The organism is Butyricicoccus sp. Marseille-Q5471, from assembly GCF_951230135.1.
Classification (GTDB): domain Bacteria; phylum Bacillota; class Clostridia; order Oscillospirales; family Butyricicoccaceae; genus Agathobaculum.
On record NZ_CATNVC010000012.1, the window covers coordinates 22,390 to 42,169 of the forward strand.

26 protein-coding genes are annotated in these 19,780 nt (G+C 54.3%); 22 read left to right on the top strand and 4 right to left on the bottom strand.

Going from position 1 to position 19,780, the window contains the following annotated elements:
- The first annotated feature begins 21 nt into the window (after positions 1-21).
- From QOX26_RS11560 to QOX26_RS11650, 19 genes are all read left to right on the top strand, one after another.
- The gene (locus tag QOX26_RS11560) at positions 22-2,196 is read left to right on the top strand and encodes a RelA/SpoT family protein (RefSeq protein ID WP_283675135.1); all 2,175 of its coding nucleotides are present in this window, start codon (positions 22-24) and stop codon (positions 2,194-2,196) included.
- A gap of 12 nt (positions 2,197-2,208) precedes the next feature.
- Entirely contained in the window at positions 2,209-2,664 is a 456-nt protein-coding gene (gene dtd / locus QOX26_RS11565) for a D-aminoacyl-tRNA deacylase (protein ID WP_283675136.1), read from the top strand.
- Between the two features lie 10 nt (positions 2,665-2,674).
- On the top strand, positions 2,675-3,307 hold the full coding sequence (locus QOX26_RS11570) for an MBL fold metallo-hydrolase (RefSeq protein WP_283675137.1): 633 nt from the start codon (positions 2,675-2,677) through the stop codon (positions 3,305-3,307).
- Positions 3,304-4,761, top strand: a complete 1,458-nt coding sequence (gene hemZ, locus QOX26_RS11575) for a coproporphyrinogen dehydrogenase HemZ (RefSeq protein ID WP_283675138.1) — start codon at positions 3,304-3,306, stop codon at positions 4,759-4,761. Before QOX26_RS11570 ends, hemZ begins: the two co-directional genes overlap by 4 nt.
- Positions 4,762-4,777: 16 nt before the next feature.
- A complete protein-coding gene (locus tag QOX26_RS11580; protein WP_283675139.1) occupies positions 4,778-5,701 on the top strand; it encodes a uridine kinase family protein in 924 nt (307 codons plus the stop codon).
- A 63-nt stretch (positions 5,702-5,764) separates the two neighbouring features.
- The gene (locus tag QOX26_RS11585) at positions 5,765-6,193 is read left to right on the top strand and encodes a hypothetical protein (protein WP_283675140.1); all 429 of its coding nucleotides are present in this window, start codon (positions 5,765-5,767) and stop codon (positions 6,191-6,193) included.
- A 66-nt stretch (positions 6,194-6,259) separates the two neighbouring features.
- Positions 6,260-7,879 (top strand): putative polysaccharide biosynthesis protein, encoded by a 1,620-nt coding sequence (locus tag QOX26_RS11590; protein WP_283675141.1) that lies wholly within the window; start codon positions 6,260-6,262, stop codon positions 7,877-7,879.
- Positions 7,880-7,896: 17 nt separating this feature from the next.
- Positions 7,897-8,685, top strand: coding sequence for a nucleoside triphosphate pyrophosphohydrolase (mazG, locus tag QOX26_RS11595; protein ID WP_283675142.1), 789 nt, complete (start codon positions 7,897-7,899; stop codon positions 8,683-8,685).
- 14 nt (positions 8,686-8,699) lie between these two features.
- Complete coding sequence (locus QOX26_RS11600; RefSeq protein ID WP_283675143.1) at positions 8,700-8,978, top strand: HU family DNA-binding protein; 279 nt, start codon at positions 8,700-8,702, stop codon at positions 8,976-8,978.
- Positions 8,975-9,217, top strand: coding sequence for an RNA-binding S4 domain-containing protein (locus tag QOX26_RS11605; RefSeq protein ID WP_283675144.1), 243 nt, complete (start codon positions 8,975-8,977; stop codon positions 9,215-9,217). Before QOX26_RS11600 ends, QOX26_RS11605 begins: the two co-directional genes overlap by 4 nt.
- Positions 9,218-9,290: 73 nt before the next feature.
- Positions 9,291-9,575, top strand: a complete 285-nt coding sequence (yabP, locus tag QOX26_RS11610; protein ID WP_283675145.1) for a sporulation protein YabP — start codon at positions 9,291-9,293, stop codon at positions 9,573-9,575.
- A gap of 4 nt (positions 9,576-9,579) precedes the next feature.
- The gene (gene yabQ / locus QOX26_RS11615) at positions 9,580-10,035 is read left to right on the top strand and encodes a spore cortex biosynthesis protein YabQ (protein ID WP_283675146.1); all 456 of its coding nucleotides are present in this window, start codon (positions 9,580-9,582) and stop codon (positions 10,033-10,035) included.
- A 45-nt stretch (positions 10,036-10,080) separates the two neighbouring features.
- Complete coding sequence (locus QOX26_RS11620) at positions 10,081-10,362, top strand: FtsB family cell division protein (RefSeq protein WP_283675147.1); 282 nt, start codon at positions 10,081-10,083, stop codon at positions 10,360-10,362.
- 35 nt (positions 10,363-10,397) lie between these two features.
- A complete protein-coding gene (locus QOX26_RS11625; protein WP_283675148.1) occupies positions 10,398-10,847 on the top strand; it encodes a S1 RNA-binding domain-containing protein in 450 nt (149 codons plus the stop codon).
- A 203-nt stretch (positions 10,848-11,050) separates the two neighbouring features.
- Positions 11,051-12,232, top strand: a complete 1,182-nt coding sequence (locus QOX26_RS11630) for an amidohydrolase (protein ID WP_331488481.1) — start codon at positions 11,051-11,053, stop codon at positions 12,230-12,232.
- The gene (locus QOX26_RS11635) at positions 12,229-13,071 is read left to right on the top strand and encodes a fumarate hydratase (protein WP_283675149.1); all 843 of its coding nucleotides are present in this window, start codon (positions 12,229-12,231) and stop codon (positions 13,069-13,071) included. The genes QOX26_RS11630 and QOX26_RS11635 overlap by 4 nt, the downstream gene beginning before the upstream one ends.
- A 135-nt stretch (positions 13,072-13,206) precedes the next feature.
- Positions 13,207-13,734 (top strand): ribosome hibernation-promoting factor, HPF/YfiA family, encoded by a 528-nt coding sequence (hpf, locus tag QOX26_RS11640; protein ID WP_283675150.1) that lies wholly within the window; start codon positions 13,207-13,209, stop codon positions 13,732-13,734.
- Positions 13,735-13,806: 72 nt separating this feature from the next.
- Positions 13,807-14,676, top strand: coding sequence for a 16S rRNA (adenine(1518)-N(6)/adenine(1519)-N(6))-dimethyltransferase RsmA (gene rsmA, locus QOX26_RS11645; protein WP_283675151.1), 870 nt, complete (start codon positions 13,807-13,809; stop codon positions 14,674-14,676).
- 3 nt (positions 14,677-14,679) lie between these two features.
- A complete protein-coding gene (locus QOX26_RS11650) occupies positions 14,680-15,006 on the top strand; it encodes a TfoX/Sxy family protein (RefSeq protein WP_283675152.1) in 327 nt (108 codons plus the stop codon).
- A gap of 7 nt (positions 15,007-15,013) precedes the next feature.
- Here QOX26_RS11650 and QOX26_RS11655 read toward each other — a convergent pair whose 3' ends face one another.
- From QOX26_RS11655 to QOX26_RS11665, 3 genes are read right to left on the bottom strand one after another with little or no spacing between them, the layout of a single operon-like run.
- Positions 15,014-15,340 (bottom strand): hypothetical protein, encoded by a 327-nt coding sequence (locus QOX26_RS11655; RefSeq protein ID WP_283675153.1) that lies wholly within the window; start codon positions 15,338-15,340, stop codon positions 15,014-15,016.
- Positions 15,341-15,358: 18 nt separating this feature from the next.
- A complete protein-coding gene (locus tag QOX26_RS11660) occupies positions 15,359-15,751 on the bottom strand; it encodes a hypothetical protein (protein ID WP_283675154.1) in 393 nt (130 codons plus the stop codon).
- 12 nt (positions 15,752-15,763) lie between these two features.
- Positions 15,764-16,036, bottom strand: coding sequence for a hypothetical protein (locus QOX26_RS11665; RefSeq protein ID WP_283675155.1), 273 nt, complete (start codon positions 16,034-16,036; stop codon positions 15,764-15,766).
- A gap of 130 nt (positions 16,037-16,166) precedes the next feature.
- Here QOX26_RS11665 and QOX26_RS11670 point away from each other — a divergent pair, with 130 nt between their 5' ends.
- On the top strand, positions 16,167-16,673 hold the full coding sequence (locus QOX26_RS11670) for a metallophosphoesterase (RefSeq protein ID WP_283675156.1): 507 nt from the start codon (positions 16,167-16,169) through the stop codon (positions 16,671-16,673).
- A gap of 29 nt (positions 16,674-16,702) precedes the next feature.
- The gene (locus tag QOX26_RS11675; RefSeq protein WP_283675157.1) at positions 16,703-17,530 is read left to right on the top strand and encodes a type III pantothenate kinase; all 828 of its coding nucleotides are present in this window, start codon (positions 16,703-16,705) and stop codon (positions 17,528-17,530) included.
- A gap of 47 nt (positions 17,531-17,577) precedes the next feature.
- On the opposite strand, the gene nth is transcribed toward QOX26_RS11675, so the two are convergent.
- Positions 17,578-18,216, bottom strand: coding sequence for an endonuclease III (gene nth, locus QOX26_RS11680; RefSeq protein WP_283675158.1), 639 nt, complete (start codon positions 18,214-18,216; stop codon positions 17,578-17,580).
- 198 nt (positions 18,217-18,414) lie between these two features.
- Here nth and glyA point away from each other — a divergent pair, with 198 nt between their 5' ends.
- Positions 18,415-19,656: a serine hydroxymethyltransferase gene (gene glyA / locus QOX26_RS11685; RefSeq protein WP_283675159.1), complete on the top strand. Its 1,242-nt coding sequence runs from the start codon at positions 18,415-18,417 to the stop codon at positions 19,654-19,656.
- Positions 19,657-19,780 lie beyond the last annotated feature (124 nt).

Sequence of the window (19,780 nt, forward strand, 5' to 3'; positions counted from 1 at the left end):
CTGAGAATGGGGGAGACAACTATGCAAGATAAATTGGATTTTTTGATCGAACGCGTCAAAAAACAGAACCCGCAGGCTAATATTAAGAAAATTCGCGCAGCATATGAATGCGCTGCCCATGCACATGAGGGACAGAAACGGAAAAATGGCGAGCCGTATATCATCCACCCGGTTTCAGTGGCTGAAATCATTGTGGAAATGGGGCTCGATACCGATTCCATCTGCGCCGGATTGCTGCATGACTGCATCGAGGACACCGCCTTTGGTTATAAGGAAATCGAAAACAAGTTTGGCACCGCGGTTGCCGAACTGGTTGACGGCGTGACCCGACTGGGCATGCTGCGCTATTCCAAGGAACAGGAACAGTTTGAGGATTTGCGCAAGATGTTTCTGGCCATGGCCAAGGATATCCGCGTCATTTTGATCAAACTGGCCGACCGTCTGCACAACGCGCGCACCTTCCAGTACCTGCCCGAGCGCAAGCAGCGCGACAAGGCGCTCGAAACCATGGAAATCTATGCGCCGATTGCCCATCGCTTGGGCATGAGCCGTATTAAATGGGAGCTGGAAGATTTATCGCTCAAGTGTCTGGATCCCATCGGCTACAACGAGATTGTGGAAGGACTCAAGGCGCAGAGCGAGCAGCATGAGGAGTTCCTCAAGGGCATTACCGAGCGCATCAGCGGAAAACTTGCTGAGGCGCATATCGAAAACCATATTTCAGCGCGTGTGAAGCATATTTATTCGATTTATCGTAAAATGTATGCACAGCACAAAACCATCAACGAGATTTATGATATCTGTGCGGTACGTGTTATTGTTGATACGGTAGCGGACTGCTATAACGTGCTCGGCTATGTGCACGACCTATATAAGCCGATTCCCGGACGTTTTAAGGACTATATCTCCACACCCAAGCCCAACGGCTATCAGTCGCTGCACACGACGGTCATCGGCCGCGCGGGCATTCCGTTCGAAATCCAGATTCGCACGGCGGAAATGCACAAAATGGCGGAATACGGTGTTGCGGCGCACTGGAAGTACAAGCAGGGGCTAGACCGCAAGGGCAATGAGCAGGCGTTTGCCTGGATTCGCCAGATGCTTGAAGCGCAGCAGGATACCGAAGCCGAGGATTTCATCAAAAATATTAAGGTCGATCTCTTTGCGGACGAGGTGTTTGTGTTTACGCCCAAGGGTGACGTGGTCAATATGCCGGCGGGTGCAACTCCGATTGACCTTGCCTATGCCATTCACTCAGCGGTGGGCAACCGCATGACGGGCTGTAAGATTAACGGCCGCATTGCGCCCATTGACAGTCAACTGAAAAACGGCGATATCGTCGAGATTCTGACCTCGAAGGAAGCGCGCGGGCCGAGTCGTGACTGGGTGAAAATCGTCAAGACGACCGAGGCACGCAACAAAATCAAGCAGTGGTTTAAGAAGGAGTGCCGTGAGGAGAATATCACCAACGGCCGTGAGGATCTTGACCGTGAGCTGCGCGCCAACCTGCTGTACAACGGATTTTATGAGAATGGGGAAGTGTTCAAAAACACACTCGATAAATTCTCCTTCAACACGGTGGACGAGCTGTACGCCGCAATCGGATATGGCGGCATTACGCTGACCAAGGTCATTAACAAGGTCAAGGATGATGTAAACCGCATCCGCCGTGCAAACGAGCAGGTCGAGCGTCAGAATCAGCCGCAGCCGGAACGCCGCACCAGCAAGAGCACCACGGGCGTTGTGGTTGAGGGCATCGACAACTGTCTGGTCAAGTTTGCACGCTGCTGCACACCGATTCCGGGCGATGAGATTGTCGGGTTTGTCACCAGGGGCTACGGCGTGTCGATTCACAGACGCGACTGCTCCAACGTTCACATCGACGAGGATCCGGATCGCTGGCTGTCCGCATGGTGGGATGAAGACATGGCAATGGATGACCGCACGGCGCGCTTTAGCACGGGCCTGCAGATCTCAACCCGCAGCCGCATTGGCGTGCTGAGCGATGTGACCGTTACACTGGCCGCCTGCAAAATCAATGTGCATGAAATTTCGGCGCGTGACCTCAATGACGGCTTCGGCGTCATTAACGCCATGGTCGACGTGGCGGGCGTACACCAGCTGGACAACCTGATCAGCCGCCTGCGGCAGATTAAGGGTGTGCTGGATGTGACGCGTACAGTGGATACCAATTAAGGAGAGCAAAGCATGAGAGCACTGATTCAGCGCGTATCCCGCGCATCGGTCACCATCGCGGGCGAAACGCGCGGTGAAATCGGGCGGGGATTTCTCGTCCTGCTCGGCGTGACCGAGGGGGACACGCTGGAGGATGCGCAGTATCTGGCGGATAAAACGGTCAAGCTGCGCGTCTTTACAGATGAAAATGATAAAATGAATAAGGCGCTTGCCGATGTTGGCGGCGGGATTTTGGTCGTGTCGCAGTTTACGCTGTACGGTGATTGCCGCAAGGGAAATCGGCCGAGCTTTATCGCCGCCGCGCGTCCGGAGACTGCCATTCCGCTCTATGAAGCCTTTATCGCCCGCTGCCGGCAAAGCGGCCTTGCGGTTGAAACAGGAGAATTCGGCGCGGATATGCAGGTGGATCTGCTCAATGACGGGCCGGTGACTTTGTGGATGGATTCGGCGGAAATGCGCCAAAAGTAAGGAGAATACTATGAAAATTATGCAGCTTTGTGTTGGCATGGTCGGCACCAATTGCTATATTGTTTACGACGAAGCGAGTCGTGAAGCCGCGGTCATCGACCCGGGCGACAACGCGGCATCTATTCTCAAGGCGATTCACGACGAAAACCTTGCGGTCAAGTATGTGCTGCTGACCCACTGTCACTTTGACCATATTCTTGCCGCGCACGAGGTGCTGACGGCGACAGGGGCGCAGTATGTGGTGCCCGAGGGTGACGTTTGGCTGCTCGAGAAGAGCGCAATGGGAGAATTTCGTCCCTTTGCGAGCAGTTATGTGCGAGACGAGCCGGACATCCGCGCGGTCGAGGGCACCCAGGTGCAGTTCGGCGGTATGACGGCGGTTTATATGAATACCCCTGGCCATACCCCCGGCTCATCGGTCATCCGCATCGGTGACGCATTGTTCACGGGTGACACGTTGTTCCGGCACGAGTGCGGCCGCTGCGATCTGGAGGGCGGTGACTTTCCGACCATGCTGCACTCGCTCAAGCGTCTGCACGATCTGGAGGGTGATTTTCAGGTGCTGCCCGGCCATGAAGGCTTGACCACACTGGAAGAGGAACGACAAATGAATCCTTATATGCGGCAGGCGACCGGACGATGAACTATACACTGGAAGGACATGACCTCAAGCATGCGGTCGAGGAGATGCTGTTTCATCTGCTGCCGACTGCGACGCTTGAGCGGGACGGACAGACGGACGGTGACTTTTGCCGCAGTATTCTGTCCGAGGAGAACGGCGTGGCAACGGCACGTGCGCTTGTTTGCATAGACGGCGTTTCGCGGGAGGCAGAGCGTACGGCGGCAGTCGAGGGACTGTCGCCGATCGACCGCAAGCGCGCAGTTACCGAAATCATCAAAATGACCGTATATGATGCGGTTGTACCGGCGCTGCCGCAGCCGCCCGTTTGGGGCAGCCTGACCGGTGTGCGTCCGGCAAAGCTCGTGCGGGGATTGATCGAACGCGGCATGAGCCGCGGCGAAGCGGCATCCCATCTGCGCGAGCGCTTTTTTGTTTCGCCGGAGCGCACCGCACTGACTATTCGCGCGGCAGCGACGGCAATGGAGCTGGATCGTGAAATCGGTGAAAGCGATGTCTCGCTTTATGTCGGCATTCCGTTTTGCCCGTCGCGGTGCTATTACTGTTCGTTCGTTTCGGCAACGACGGCGCAGTCCGGACACCTAATCGAGCCCTACCTCGACACCCTGTGCCGCGAGATTGAAGAGACGGCCTCGCTGCTGCGCGAAACGGGTAAGCGGGTGCAGAGTATTTATATCGGCGGCGGCACACCGACTACGCTCGATGAAGTGCAACTTGCACGTTTGCTGGATGTTTTGCAGACTGGTTTCAAGTTTTCCAATCTGCGCGAATATACTGTGGAAGCCGGACGGCCGGATACCATCACGGCAGAAAAGCTTCGGGTGATGAAAGCCGCGGGTGTAAACCGCGTCAGCATCAATCCGCAGTCGATGGATGATGCGGTGCTTGCAAAGATTGGCCGCCGGCACGGTGCGCAGGATGTGCTGCGCGCGTTTGCGCAGGCGCGGCAGGCGGGCTTTGACGAAATCAATATGGATGTCATTGCCGGACTGACCGGTGACACACCGCACAGCTTCGGCACAACGATTGACACGCTGATCGGTCTTGACCCGGAGAATATCACGGTGCATACGCTCGCGATCAAACGCGGCGCCGACTTGACTGACAAAGCAGCCGCGGCGGCGGAGCGGCAAAAGGTGTCCGGCATGCTTGATTATGCAGGTCACGCGCTTCAGACTGCCGGATATGGGCCATACTATCTATATCGGCAGAAGTTTACCGCAGGCGGGTTTGAAAATGTCGGTTGGTGCAAGCCGGGGACGGAGTGCTTCTACAACGTGGTCATGATGGAGGAACTGGGCACAATTTTGTCACTCGGTGCGGGCGGCGTGTCCAAACGCGTTGATCGGGATACCGGATGGATTGCCCGCGTGAATAATCCCAAGTATCCGCTCGAGTATATCGGTGCGGCCGACCGGCTGACGGCGGGCAAACGCAAGCTTCTGCTGCCCGAATGAGAAAGGAGGCCAGCTTATGGCTGAATTCACATTAAAGTATATCAATCACCATGCGCTCCGCGACCCGGCGGCTTTCATCGGGGAGAGTGAGCAGCATTATCGCAATCAAGTGGCTGCGGTTGCGGATGAGGTTGCTGAAAACAGCGTTCAGAAGCCCATCGTGCTGCTGAACGGTCCTTCGTCCAGCGGTAAAACAACCACGAACGACCGCTTATGCAAAGCGCTCGAACAGCGGGGCATTCATGCGGAGACCATCTCGATGGACGACTATTACCGCACGGTCGGCACGTATGAGATTCCGGCGGACGGAGAAAACGGCGTGCCGGATTTGGAATCGCCCGAATGCATGAATCTCCCGCTGCTGAGCGAGCATTTATCACAGCTCGTCGCAGGGGAGGAAATTAAGGTACCGCGGTTTGACTTTGAAACGCGTACCTTTATTCCCAACACGCGTGCGCTGCGCCTTGATCCGGATGAAGTTGTGCTGATTGAAGGCATTCATGCGTTCAACCCGGTGATCATGGGCGATTTGGCGCACGCGGCCACCGGTGTTTTTTTATCCGTGGCGAGCAGCGTCATCCCGCAGGAGGGGGCACGGCTCGAGCCGTATATGCTCCGGTTCCTGCGCCGTGCGATGCGTGACAGCCTGTTCCGCAACTCTCCGGTAGAGGACACACTGCGCCAGTGGAAATCAGTGCGCCGCGGCGAAAGTCTGTATATTTCGCCCTATTACGGACGTGCAAACCTGACAGTTGACACCTTTTTGCCGTACGAAATATGTGTTTTAGCTGAAAAATTAAGAAATTCACTAAAAAGCAAGGAAATGGAACTGGAAAATGCGGATTTGGGGCCGGTTTACTCGATTCTTCCTGATATTGAACCGATAGAGTATAAGAATATCATTCCTGCAGATTCGGTTTTACACGAATTTATCGGTTGAAACCCCTTGTAAAATGCGATATTTCTTGCTTTTTGGAAGGTGCTGGTTTATAATAATGCCGATATGGCGGAGAACCGCCTGCTGAAAGGAGCGGGAACGATGGACGCAAAGGTACAGACGTTTTTGAATAAGATGAAGGTCGTTGCCAACAGGACCAGTCAGGCGGCCGGACGCGCAGCGGATGTTGCGGGCAAAAAAGCGACCGAAATTGCGCAGGCGACTAAAATCAATCTGCAGATTTTTGATCTGAACACAGAATGCGAAATTCTTTATAAAGAAATCGGAAAAATGGTGTACGATGTGCACCAGGGCTTTGAAGTGCCGAGTGAAGATATGGATGCTCGGATGGAAACGCTGGACGAAAAGCAGGCCAAAATCGCCGCCCTGCGTGACGAATTGGCGGGAATGAAGTCGATTGTTATCTGCTCTGCCTGCGGTAAACAGTGCAGCAAGGAGGATTCCTTCTGCCCGGGATGCGGCAGTGCGCTTTGAGTGTGAATATTTCCGCGCGCCCGACCATACGGTGAGACAAAACAATAAACGAAGGGCGGGCATATTTTGCAGCGAAAAAAACAGAATTTTATAGAAGGTGCGTTTATCCTGCTGCTGGCCAACCTGCTGGTCAAGGTAATTGGCGCCCTGTTTCAGGTGCCGCTCAAAAACCTGATCGGTGCAGATTTTCCGGCCTTTGGTCTGTTCAGTATTGCATACCGCATTTATATCGCAATGCTGGTCATTTCTACGGTGGGACTGCCGGCTTCGCTCTCTAAAATGGTGGCGGAGGCTACCGCACTTGGCAGAGAACATGAGGTACGCCGCATTGTTCGCGTTGCAGCCGCTATTTTTGTGCCGCTTGGTGCAGTCAGCTCTCTAGTTCTCTTTTTCGGTGCGGGGCCAATCTCGGAAATGATGCACAACGCCGACGTGCGCCTGTCGCTGATGGCGATTGCACCGTCGGTACTGATGGTTTCCATTCTCTCGGTTTATCGCGGCTATTATCAGGGACGATCCAACATGGTGCCCACCGCAGTGTCGCAGGTAATCGAAGCGATCGGCAAGCTGTTTGTCGGCCTCGGCTGCGCATATTTCGCAATGGGGCATGGCATGAGCGCACCTGTCGTTGCGGCAATGACCGTGCTTGGCGTTACCATGGGTGAGGTTGTTGCAGCACTTTATATGATTGTGCAGGGAATGCTGAACACCCGCCGCGCGCACAAGGTGGTCGCCCTGAGCGACGCGGTGCGGCCTACGGGCGCACTGTGTAAGACCCTGCTGTCACTGACGATTCCGATTACGATCAGCTCAGCGGTCATGAGTGTCACCGACCTGATCGATGCAACGGTCATCGTATTCCGCTTGCAGGATGCGTTCGGCATGACGCAGGACGCGGCCAACACGGTTTACGGTGTTTATACCGGCATGGCGGTGAATTTCTTTAACTTGCCGCAAACGCTGATTACCGCGTTGTCCGTCAGCGTGCTGCCGACGATTGCGGCAGCGAATATCAGCCAGAATTTTACCAAGGTATCCCGTACAATGGCAACAACATTCCGCATGACCATGCTGATTACGCTGCCGGCGGGCGCGGGGTTCCTGATTCTGAGTCAGCCGATTCTGCGACTGCTGTATTCGTCGGATACCGTGCTCGGCGGACAGCTGTTGGCGATTCTGGGCGTGGCAGTGCCGTTTGTAGCAATTGTGGCGATTACCAATGCCATGCTGCAGGCGCTCGGCCGAGCGGATTTGCCGCTGATTTCCATGTTTCTCGGTGCGCTTGTTAAGTTGTTTGCCGACTATTACCTGCTCGGTCACCCGAGCATTCAAATCGCAGGTGCGCCCATCAGCACCGTGCTGTGCTACGCGCTGATTGCGGCGATTAATCTGTTCCACATCGGCAGGCTGACACATGCGCTGCCGCCGTTGGGCAAAACTCTGGTGCGTCCGCTCGCGGCGACGATTGGCATGAGCGCGGCGACACTCATCACGTTCCGCGTGTTGACCAATCTGCTTGGCGCCGCACCCGCTTCTGCTGCGGATAAACTGATTACCGTGTTCAGTATTGCGGTTGCAGGTGTGGTCTATGTCCTGCTGCTGCTGGGGCTGCGTGCGGTCGATCGGGAGGATGTCACACTGCTTCCGCAGGGTGAAAAAATTGCAAATCTGCTTCGGTTGAAGTAAAATAGGAAGTCTGATTCATGGTAGAATTTAAACAAAAAGAACAATATAACTTTGACGATTTGCTCCGCATTATGGAGTTGCTGCGCGCTCCGGGCGGCTGCCCGTGGGATCGTGAGCAGAATCATCACAGCATCCGCCGAAATTTCATTGAAGAGACATATGAGGTCTGCGAGGCCATTGACGATGAGGATACGGAGCATCTCAAAGAAGAACTGGGTGACGTGCTGCTGCAGGTCGTGTTCCATACTGAGATTGAGCGGGAACAGGGCAGCTTTGATATTGACGACGTGTGCGACGGAATCTGCAAAAAGCTGATTTTCCGGCATCCGCATATTTTTTCCGATACGCAGGCGGACACTGCAGCCGAGGTGCTGCGTAATTGGGAGCAGCTCAAGCAGGTAGAGAAGAACCAGCAGACGGCAACCGACACGCTGCAAAGCGTGGCGCGCAGCCTACCTGGTCTCATCCGTGCGGAAAAGCTGCAGAAAAAGGCAGCTAAGGTCGGCTTCGACTGGGATGAAGTTTCCGGTGCGATGGAAAAGGTGGATGAAGAACTGGATGAACTGCGCCGTGCGATGCATGGCGACGGCGACCCGGAAGAGGAATTCGGCGATTTGCTGTTCGCGGCGGTCAATGTGTCGCGTTTCTTAAAAATTGACCCTGAACATGCGATGGAAAAGGCCTGCAACAAGTTTACCGCGCGCTTTGCCGCGATGGAACAGCGGGCGGAACAAGAGGGCAAGGCGCTGTCCGATCTGTCTTTGACAGAGCTGGATGAGCTTTGGAATACAATAAAAAAGGTATAAACGGAGGTTTCAACATGAAGAAAAGCGAATTTGTGACACTGGTAGCAGAAAAAACCGGCCTGTCTAAGAAAGATACCGAGAAGACAATTGATGCAGTTTTCACCGCTATGGGCGATGTGATGGCTGAGGGAGATAAGCTGCAGATGAGTGGCTTTGGCACGTTTGAGACAAAGACGCGCGCTGCTCGCACCGGCCACAATCCGCGTACGGGTGATGCGATTGAAATCGCTGCAGCGAACATTCCTGTATTCAAGCCCAGCAAGACGCTGAAGGATAAAGTGGACGCTAAGTGAGACTGGATAAATATCTCAAGGTTTCCCGGCTGATTAAGCGCCGCACCGTCGCCAATGACGCGTGTGACGCGGCACGTATCACGGTCAACGATAAGCCTGCAAAGGCCTCTTATCAAGTCAAGACCGGCGATATCATCGAGATCGCGTTCGGACAGCGAAGCGTGAAGGTGGAGGTGCTCGAAATAGCTGAGCACGCCCTCAAGGCCGATGCGGCCGGTATGTACCGAGAAGTGCAGTAATAAAACATCCCGCTCATTCGTATGCTGAATGGAGCGGGATGTTTTTTTATTTGCAAACGGGAGGTCGTAATACATGGCAGGCGAAGAAATGAAGCGCGATATGCCGCACAGCATAATTATTGAAGGCAGAGAAAAGATGACAGTATCCGGCGTGGTTGATGTCCAGAGCTTTGATGAAGAGCAGATTATGCTTGAAACCGTGCGCGGTATGCTGGTCGTGCGCGGACAGGGACTGCACGTGGAGCGGCTGCAGCTGGAAGCGGGTGAGCTGATTGTGCTGGGCGAGGTGGGCTGTCTGGAGTACGATGACAGCGTTCAGCCGCGAGGCGGCATGTTCGCACGGCTGTTCGGAAGGTGAGGCCATGTTTCTGTCTCAGCAGGCACAGCTGTTGGCGGTGTTGCAAAGTGTACTGCTTGGCGTGGGAATCAGCGTGTTTTATGATGTGATGGGTGCATGGCGGCATTATACCAAGGCGGGACCATGGGTCACCGCGCTGTGCGATGCCCTGTTCTGGGTGGTGCTGCTTGCCGCATTGTTTGAGTTCAGTCTGGCAGTCGCACCCGGCCAGAGCCGCTATTATGTGCTGGCAGGTGTGGTTTTCGGGGGCATCGTATACTTCGGACTGGTCAGCGAACTGGTGCAGGGGCTGCTGCGCACATTGTTCTCATTGATCTCCTGGCTGATCGGATTGGTGCGGCGGGCGGCAACGATGGTTCGGGATTTCCTCCATGTGCATGTGCCATACAAAAAAATATCCGATTTTGTGAAAAAGTTTGCAAAAAAGCCTTCCATTTTTCGCAGAAAGGGTATAAAATAAAAGTCGTATCAGTTGAAACGTGCAGCAGAATCCGAGGTGAGCAAAATGTCTCAAAAGCAGGTGCCTATGGTACTTAAAATTGTGATGTTGGCATTTTTGCTTTATGCCGTCGTCACAATTGTCAATCTTCAGTCGCAGATTGCGGATAAAAAGGAGCAGCTCGGCCAGCTCAGTATGCAGGTTGAAGAGTACTCCGCGGCAAACGAAGCGCTGAAGGAAGACCTGAAAAGCGGCATCACCGATGAGGATATCAGCGAAATCGCGCGTACAGAACTGGGCTATACGGAACCCGGCGAACGTGTCTTTGTCGATACGTCGAGCAGATAACCGGGCAAACCATTAACGGAGGCAAAAATATTTATATGGATTTGGCAGTGGGATCGATCGTGGACGGCAAGGTGACCGGCATCACCAAATTTGGCGCATTCGTTGCACTTCCCGAGGGCAAGTCGGGTATGGTGCATATTTCTGAAGTGGCGTCGTCGTTCGTCAATGACATCAAGGACTTTTTGCAGGAAGGCCAGGAGGTTAAGGTCAAAATCATTGGCATTGACCAGGTGGGCCGCATCAATCTGTCTATCAAAAAGGCACAGGCGCCGCAGGCCCCGCAAGGCGGTGGCAATTTCGCACCCCGTCAGCCGCGTTTTTCCCGTCCGGCGGCTCCGCGCGGACGTGCTCCTCAGCCCCCGAAGGACCCCTCAACCATGAGCTTTGAGGATAAGCTCAAGGCGTTTATGTCGGACAGTGAGACCCGTCAGGCTGATGTTCGCCACAGCACTGACCGAAAAAATGGTTCGCGCCGTCGAAAATAAGCAAAACAAAACCGAGGGTTGCCCTCGGTTTTCCTTTTATCGCCGCAAAAAAAGAGGGCGTCTGACCGCATACGGAAACGGTCAAACGCCAAAAAATAGGATTGTGGGGATAAAGATATGAACGGTGCATGGCAGCATCACTGCTACCATGGTTAATATACCATATATTACAAATAATGTCAACTGCTTTCAAGAGGAATTTTATGGAAAACATCTTAGTCAAAAATGTCACTGTGTTGACGATGGACAAGGCAAACCGTCGCTTTGAAGGCTGGTGCATCCTGCGCGGCGGAAGAATTGGCGCCTTGGGAGAGGGACAGCCGCCGGAGGATGCCGACTGCGATCAGATAATTGACGGCGCAGGCGGATGGTTGCTGCCCGGCCTGATTGACGTGCACTCGCACATTGGCCTGTATGAGGACTCGCTCGGCTTTGAAGGGGCGGACGGCAACGAGGATACCGACCCCATTACACCCCACCTGCGCGCGCTAGACGGCGTCAATCCCATGGATCGTGCATTCCGTGAAGCGGTTGAAGCCGGTGTAACCACAGTGGCGGTCAGCCCAGGCAGCGCGAATCCGATTGGCGGGCAGATTGTTGCCATGAAGACGTGTGGCCGCCGTATTGATGATATGATACTCAAGGAGCCGCTGGCAATCAAATTTGCGTTTGGCGAGAACCCAAAGTCCGTGTATCACGACAAGGATGAGACGCCTGTTACCCGTATGGCAACGGCGGCACTGATTCGGGAGCATCTCTTCAAGGCGCATGAGTACATGGCGCGCAAAGATATCGCGCACGACGATCCGGACGAGGATGATCCGGATTTTGACCTGAAACTGGAGTCGCTGCTGCCGTTGATGCGCGGCGAGATTGCGGCGCATTTTCACGCGCACCGTGCGGACGATATCTTTACCGCACTGCGCATTGCAAAGGAGTTTCAGATTAAACCGGTCATCGTGCACGGTACAGAGGGACATTTGGTTGCTGATTTGTTGGCAGGGGAAGAGGTGCCGGTCATCAGCGGCCCGAGCATGACAGATCGCTCCAAACCGGAGCTGAGCAACCTGACCGACCGAGCGCCTGCGCTGCTGCGTGCTGCAGGGGTTGAAACGGCAATCACGGTTGACCATCCGGAAATACCGATCCGGCTGCTGATGCATGCGGCGATGCTGGCGGCGAAGTCTGGTATGAGTGAGAATGACGCACTGCGGGCCATCACAATCGTACCAGCAGAAATTGCCGGTCTCAACAAACGCGTCGGCAGCCTGGAGGTCGGAAAAGATGCAGATTGCGTGCTGTTTGACGGGCATCCGTTCGACTATAAAAGTAATGTGCAGGCTGTCTTTATAAACGGCAGACAGGAATATAGGAGGGCATTATGAGAACGATTGAACTGAAGGAAGTTACCGCGTTGGTGCGTCAGCTGTGCATGGACGCGAACTACTATCTGCCCGCTGATTTGCGGCAAGCCTTTGTCGATGGCGAGAAAACAGAGCAGTCTCCGCTTGGTCGGGAGATTTTTGGGGAGATGATTGCAAACTGTGATCTGGCGCGGCAAAATGATATGCCGGTTTGTCAGGATACCGGTATGGCGATTGTGTTCGCGGAGATTGGTCAGGATGTCCACCTGGTCGGCGGCGCGTTTGAAGATGCGGTCAACGAGGGCGTACGGCAGGGCTATGTGGATGGCTTCCTGCGTCTGTCGGTCGTAGGCGATCCGCTGCGCCGCGAAAACACCAACGACAACACGCCGGCAATCATTTACACAACGATTGTGCCGGGCGATCGGGTCAAAATTACGGTCGCGCCCAAGGGCTTCGGCAGTGAGAATATGAGCGCGATGAAGATGTTCACACCGGCAGCTTCCAAGGAAAACATTATTAACTTTATCGCGGATGCCTGCATCGGCGCGGGATCGAATCCCTGCCCGCCGATTGTCATCGGCGTCGGCTTGGGCGGCACATCGGACAAGGCGGCGTATCTTGCCAAGCGTGCGCTGCTGCGCCCGGTCGGTGTTCAGAATGCTGACCCGCTGTACGCCGAAATGGAGCAGGCCATTCTGGATAAAGTGAACGCATCCGGCGTCGGCCCGCAGGGACTCGGCGGCACGGTGACGGCGCTGTCCTGTGCGGTGGAGCCGTTTGGTACGCACATTGCCGGCCTGCCTTGTGTGGTCAACATCTCCTGCCATGTTACGCGGCATGCGGAAGGCTCGATTTAACAGTCTTTTGGGGAAGTTGTTGCAAGTTTGTAAATTCAGAGAAAATATATTGGACAATTTAGCCTAAGATGTGGTATACTTATTATAGCAAATTTCCATAGTAACAAGAGCTTCGGCTCGATAGGAGATGATGTTATGAAGTTCACCATCGTCGAGAGAAAAATTAAAATTGATGATGATCTGCGCGATTACGCACTGAGAAAGGTTGAAAAGCTGGATCGCTATTTCCAACAGGATTCCGATACTACGCTGACCTTTAGTGAGCTGCGCGGCAAGCAGACGGTTGAGATTACTGTGCGGCAAACCGGATTGGTTGTGCGCGCGGAGGAAACGACCAGCGATATGTTTGCTTCTGTTGACGGCGCAATCAATAGCATCGAGCGTCAAATCCGCAAGCACAAGACACGTTTGGGCAAGCGCCTTCGTGAGGGTGCGTTCGATAAGCTTGCAGAACAGCAGGCGGCGATTGCTGAAGAGGATTTTGATATTGTTCGCCGCAAGCGCTTTGAGGTCAAACCGATGAGCGTGGATGAGGCGATTCTGCAAATGAATTTGCTCGATCATCAGTTCTATTTCTTCCGCAACGCGGATAACGACAACATTCATGCGGTCGTTTATAAACGCGCGGCAGGCGGCTATGGCCTGATCGAAGGCGAAGAATAAGAATTTGTATAAAACGGACAGGCCGGCAGCGCAAGTGCGTTGCCGGCCTGTCCCTTGCATTAGGGAGGAACTATGGGATTATGTGATATTACGGATATTCGAGCCATTTTAGGACGGCACGGATTCCACTTTTCCAAATCGCTCGGTCAGAATTTTCTGACGGACGCATCGGTGCCTGCGGGCATTGCAGACGCCTGCGGCGTGCGCGAGGTGCGAAATGTGGTCGAAGTCGGCCCGGGCATGGGCTGCCTGACAGCGGAGCTGTGCCAACGTGCGGACAAGGTTGTCGCGGTTGAGATTGACCGCGCGTTGCTGCCGGTTCTGGATGAGACCCTTGCCGATTATGACAATGTTGAGGTCGTGCAGGGCGACGTGCTCGAAACTGATTTAAAGGCACTGGTGGAGCAGAAGTTTGCGGGCGGTCGCGCGGTAGCCTGCGCCAATCTGCCGTATTATATCACCACACCTGCAATCACGGCGTTGATGGAAAGCGGTGCGTTTGAAAAAATTACGGTCATGGTACAGCGCGAGGTTGCACGGCGCATCTGCGCAAAACCCGGCACGTCTGATTACAGTGCGTTCACCATCTTTGTGCAGTATCATGCAAAGACCGAAATTCTGTTTGATGTTCCGGCAGACTGTTTTGTGCCCAAACCGAAGGTCGATTCGGCAGTGCTGCAGCTGACACCACTTGCAGAACCTGCGGTGGAAACGCAGGATGAAAAGCTGTTTTTCGCACTGGTGCGCGCAGCATTCAATATGCGCCGCAAGACGCTCGTCAATGCGCTCGGACCGGTGCTGGGTGATAGCATGAGCAAGGAAGAAATTACGAAGCTGGTTGAATCCATCGGGCTGGATGCACGGATTCGGGGAGAACGATTGTCGCTTGCGGATTTTGCGCGACTTGCCGATGCGGCGGTCGCGCTGCGAAAGGGTGTGTAGCCGGTGGCATCCTCACTGGAATTTGTACAGTTTGTATGCGAGCAATTGTCCGACGCGGGCGAAATCGCTTTTAAGCGGATGTTTGGTGAGTTTGGGCTATATTGCGATCAGAAGTTTTTCGCCACGGTGGAGGATGATCGGCTGTGTGTCAAAATCACCGATGCAGGGTGGGCGCTGATGCCCAATGCAACAGTCATTGAACCGCATGCGGGTGCACGATATTTTTATATTGAGGATTTAGAGGATCGTGACTTCCTGCGGGAGCTGACACTGTGTACCTGCGCCGCGCTGCCTGCCCCTAAACCGCGCAAACCCAAAAAGGGCGTCTGAGCACGGCTCAGACGCCCAGCACGAGCAGCACCCCAATCGTGATGAGCAGTTCCCAGTCGGGATCGTCGCCGTCGGAGAGAATGAACCAGACGATGACGAGCACGAGTACGGTATCCATATCCAGCTTGAGGTTGGATAAACGTCCGCCGAGCGCCTGCGACAGGTTGGAGAATACAGATGCGCTCTGCGGCGGCGTGTGTGGATTGTGATGCGGCGGCTCGGCAGCGCTAGGTCCGGCGGTCTGCGCTGCACCGGGCGGATCGGTATGTAGAGACTGCGTGTCATACAGGGGCTGCGCGTCGGCCGAGGTTTCGGTCAAATAGCGGTTATACAAAGCAGTTCGTCCCCCTTGTTAAAGTGATTTGGTGCCGTCATCTTCGACAGCATCATTTTTGTTTCCGAATTGTCCGAGCGCAGAGCGTGCCATGCGCGCCATGCTGACCAGACGCATCGCGTGGTCAAACTGCGTCGCAACCTGATCGGTTACGAAGGGTTTGACGGCGTTGAGCAACGCGCGTTTTTCTGTACCGACTGCGGTTTGGCCGCTCTGCACGATGTTGCCGATGACAGGCAGCGCACGCTGCATCAGCTCGGAAGACGGGTCATAGTCTCGCGAAGATGATTGGGGTGGGGGAGACGACGGCGCGCCGCCGCCTGCCCCGCCCAATACCTCGGAGGCCATTTTCATCGCGTTCTGCAGTGCGTCCGGATCGCTGAGCAGCGAGGACAGCAGATCGTTATCCATGGCAAAGCCTCCTTATTTCGGAAATAGCATGTTTTTGAGCTGATTTACCAGAGTCGCGCCCTCTTTGCTCTGCATCAGCTTCTGTGCGAGGCGGGCAGCTTCACCCATATCGCCTCGCTGAGCGGCCTGTGCCGCGCGTTCCAAATCCGCGGCATTCTGCTGCGAAATGGCCTGTGCAGCCTTTTTTCCATCAGGCGTGTTGAGTGCGGCCTTCAGTTTGTTGACCGTCTGATCCCCTCCGCTTTTGGAGGCAAGCTCGTTCATCAGTTGATTCAAATCCGGCATATGTCAATCCCTCCCAAAGTTCGTTTGGTGCATTATATGCCGATGTTGTATAAAAATGTGAAACCATGGGTTTACAATGTGTGGTTCACGGTGTAGAATACCACTATATCCGTCCTTGGAGGGAATCAATTTGAAAATATTGGTCTTTGCCGACTCGCATGGGCGCAGTGCAGGAATGTTTTACGCAATCGAAAACGAAAAGCCTGATGCGGTCATCCATCTGGGGGATTATACCGGTGATGCGGATGAGCTTGAGCGTGCGTATTGTGCGATTCCGGTCTACCGCGTGCGCGGCAACAACGACTATGACCCGGATATTCCGCTGCATGCGGTGATTACGCCGGCGAATGTACCGATTTATATCACACACGGGCACAAGGAACGTGTTTCCATGTTGGCTTGGGGCATTCTGCCGCAAAAAGCGGCGGAGGAGGGCTGTGTGCTCGCGCTCTATGGGCATACGCATCGCACACTGCTTGAAAAGGCGGGCGGCGTGTGGGTGATGAATCCGGGCAGCATCAGCCTGCCGCGTGGCGGCCCGGCAAGCTATGGCCGGCTAACGCTGGAAGGCGGTCGGATTGACCGACTTGAAATCCTCGACGAGGACGGACATTTGCTGCACGAGCAGCGGTTTTAACAATAGGATATATAAGGGGAACAGAAAACATGCTTCTGGCAATTGACGTGGGTAATACCAACATGGTGTTCGGTCTGTACGACGGACCCGAGCTGTGCGGCACCTTCCGCATTTCAACCAATGCGGAGCGCACTTCGGATGAACTCGGTATGCAGATTGTGCAGTATTATCATTTTCTCGGCATTGATCCGGCGCGCACGTGCGCGGTCATTATTGCATCGGTCGTGCCGACCGTCATGTATACGCTGATTAACGCGATTCGCAAGTACCTGTGTGTGCAGCCGCTGATTGCAGGGCGAGATGTCGATATCGGTATCGAAAACTGTTATACCAACCCGGGCGAGGTTGGCATGGATCGTCTGGTCAACACGGTTTCGGCGATTGAACGGTATGGAAAACCGCTGATTATTGTGGATATCGGCACGGCGACTACCTTTGACGTGGTGGATGAAAACGGCGCTTATCAGGGCGGTGCAATCTTCCCGGGCATCAAGGTTGCGATGGAGGCACTGTTTCTAAAGGCGTCCAAGCTACCGCGCGTTGATCTTGAAATGCCGGAGCACGCGATTGGCAAGACCACGGTGGAAAGCATGCAGTCCGGTGCGGTACGCGGCTACGTCGGTGCGCTGACCGGTATTATTACCGATATCAAGCAGGAATTGGGTGGCAACCCGTGCGTCATTGCCACAGGCGGCATGGGGCGAATGATGGCACGCTACTGCGACCTGATCGATGACGTTGATCCCGACCTGACCCTCGAAGGGCTGCGTGCAATCTATGTTGCCAATCGCGAGCTGTTTGAAAAGCAGCACCTGAGCTGTGAGGAGCGCATCATCGATGCGACAGAAGAAGGCTGAACAGACATAAAAACGCCGGAAGGGAGAAACCCTTCCGGCGTTTATTTTTACTTGCTCATGGGATAGGACGGACACACCGTTGCGAGCGGACAATTCTGACACTTGGGATTGCGTGCGGTACAGCACTCGCGCCCGTGCAGCACCAAGCGATGGCAGAAGTCCGAGGATTCTTTGGGATCGAGCAGCTTGCGCAGCGCCATTTCAACCTTGAGCGGATCTTTTTCGTTTTTAACAAAGCCAAGACGATTGGAAAGCCGGATACAGTGCGTATCGGTGACGACGGCAGGTTGTCCGTAAATATCACCCAGCACAAGGTTCGCTGTTTTGCGGCCGATGCCGGGGAGCTTTAACAAATCATCGATCTTGTCAGGCACTCTGCCGCCAAAGTCGGCCAGCAGCATCGCGGCGCAGGCTTTCAGGTCGCGCGCTTTGGTGTGATACAGGCCGCAGGTCTTGATGCCATCCTCAATGGCCTCAATCGGCGCCTCCGCATAGCTTTCCAAGGTCGGAAAAGTCTTGAACAAATCCTCTGTCACCAGATTGACCCGGACATCGGTGCACTGGGCAGAGAGGCGGGTGGCAAACAGCAGCTCGTAGTCGGTTGTATAATGCAGCGCACAGACGGCGTCCGGATAAGCTTCCTTGAGCAGCTCGGTCACGGTCGCTGCGCGTTCCTTCTTGGTCATTTTATCATCTCCAGTATGAGTACACTTTATCACTATCATAGCACAGCGGGCAAAAAAATCAAGAGAGGCTGTCAGTTTTAACAGAAAAAAGCGTGAAAGCAAAGTTAAATCCATAGCTTTGACAGTAGGAAAATACGCTTCAATATGCTTTAATTAATATAGAGAACTACACATTTACGTGTTGATGGAGGTTGCAAAATGGTTCGCGAAGCAATGGAATTTGTAAAGGCATATGATCCCGAACTTGGCAAGATGATGCAGGCGGAGTACGACCGTCAGTCCCGCAACATCGAGCTGATTGCGTCGGAAAACATCGTCAGCGAAGCGGTGATGGCTGCGATGGGTTCGGTTCTGACCAACAAGTACGCAGAAGGTTACCCGGGTAAGCGCTACTACGGCGGCTGCGAGTGTGTTGACGAAGTCGAGACGCTTGCCATCAAACGCGTTTGTGAGATTTTTGGTGCCAAGTATGCCAATGTACAGCCTCACTCCGGCGCACAGGCCAATATGGCGGTTTATCAGGCGCTGTGTCAGCCCGGTGATACCGTGCTCGGCATGAGCCTGGACAACGGCGGCCATTTGACCCACGGCTCACCGGTCAATCAGTCCGGCCTGCTGTACAATATCGTCCCCTACGGCGTGGACGACAACGGCTATATTGATTATGAACAGCTGCGTGCGCTGGCGCAGAAGGAAAAGCCCAAGATGATTATTGCGGGGGCTTCTGCCTATCCGCGTGCAATTGATTTTTCCAAGTTTGCCGAAATCGCGCACGAAGTGGGCGCGTATCTGTTTGTTGATATGGCGCATATTGCAGGTCTGGTTGCGGCCGGTCTGCACATGAACCCGATGCCGTATGCGGACGTAGTCACCACCACCACGCACAAGACGCTGCGCGGACCCCGCGGTGGTGTTATCTTGTCCAACAACGAAGAGCTGGGCAAAAAGTTTAATAAGGCAATTTTCCCCGGCACGCAGGGCGGCCCGTTGATGCACGTTATCGCGGCGAAGGCTGTCTGCTTCGGTGAAGCACTCAAGCCGGAGTTCAAGGCGTATCAGCAGCGCGTCATCACCAATGCACGGGTACTGGCAGGCGAACTGATGAAGCAGGGCTTTGATCTGGTTTCGGGCGGCACGGACAACCACCTGATGCTGGTTGACCTGCGCAAAACCGGCGTGACCGGTAAGGAAATGCAGCATCGTCTGGATGAGGTGTATATCACTGCCAACAAGAATGCAATTCCGAACGATCCGGAGAGCCCGTTTGTCACCTCCGGCCAGCGTATCGGCACCCCGGCGGTCACCGCGCGCGGCTTTGGCGAGCCTGAAATGCTTCGCATTGCTGAGTTCATTTGGCAGACTGCGACCGATTTCGACAACAAGGCTGACGAGATTCGTCATAATGTAACCGAAATCTGTTCAAATTTCCCGCTTTATTAATGACAAAATTTTACCGCTCTTTTTGACGAAAAAGAGCGGTAATTTTTTATAGTAATAATATGGAAAGGTTATTGGAAGTCTTCACAAAATATGCTATAATATTTATAACGCCACTGGCGAAAAT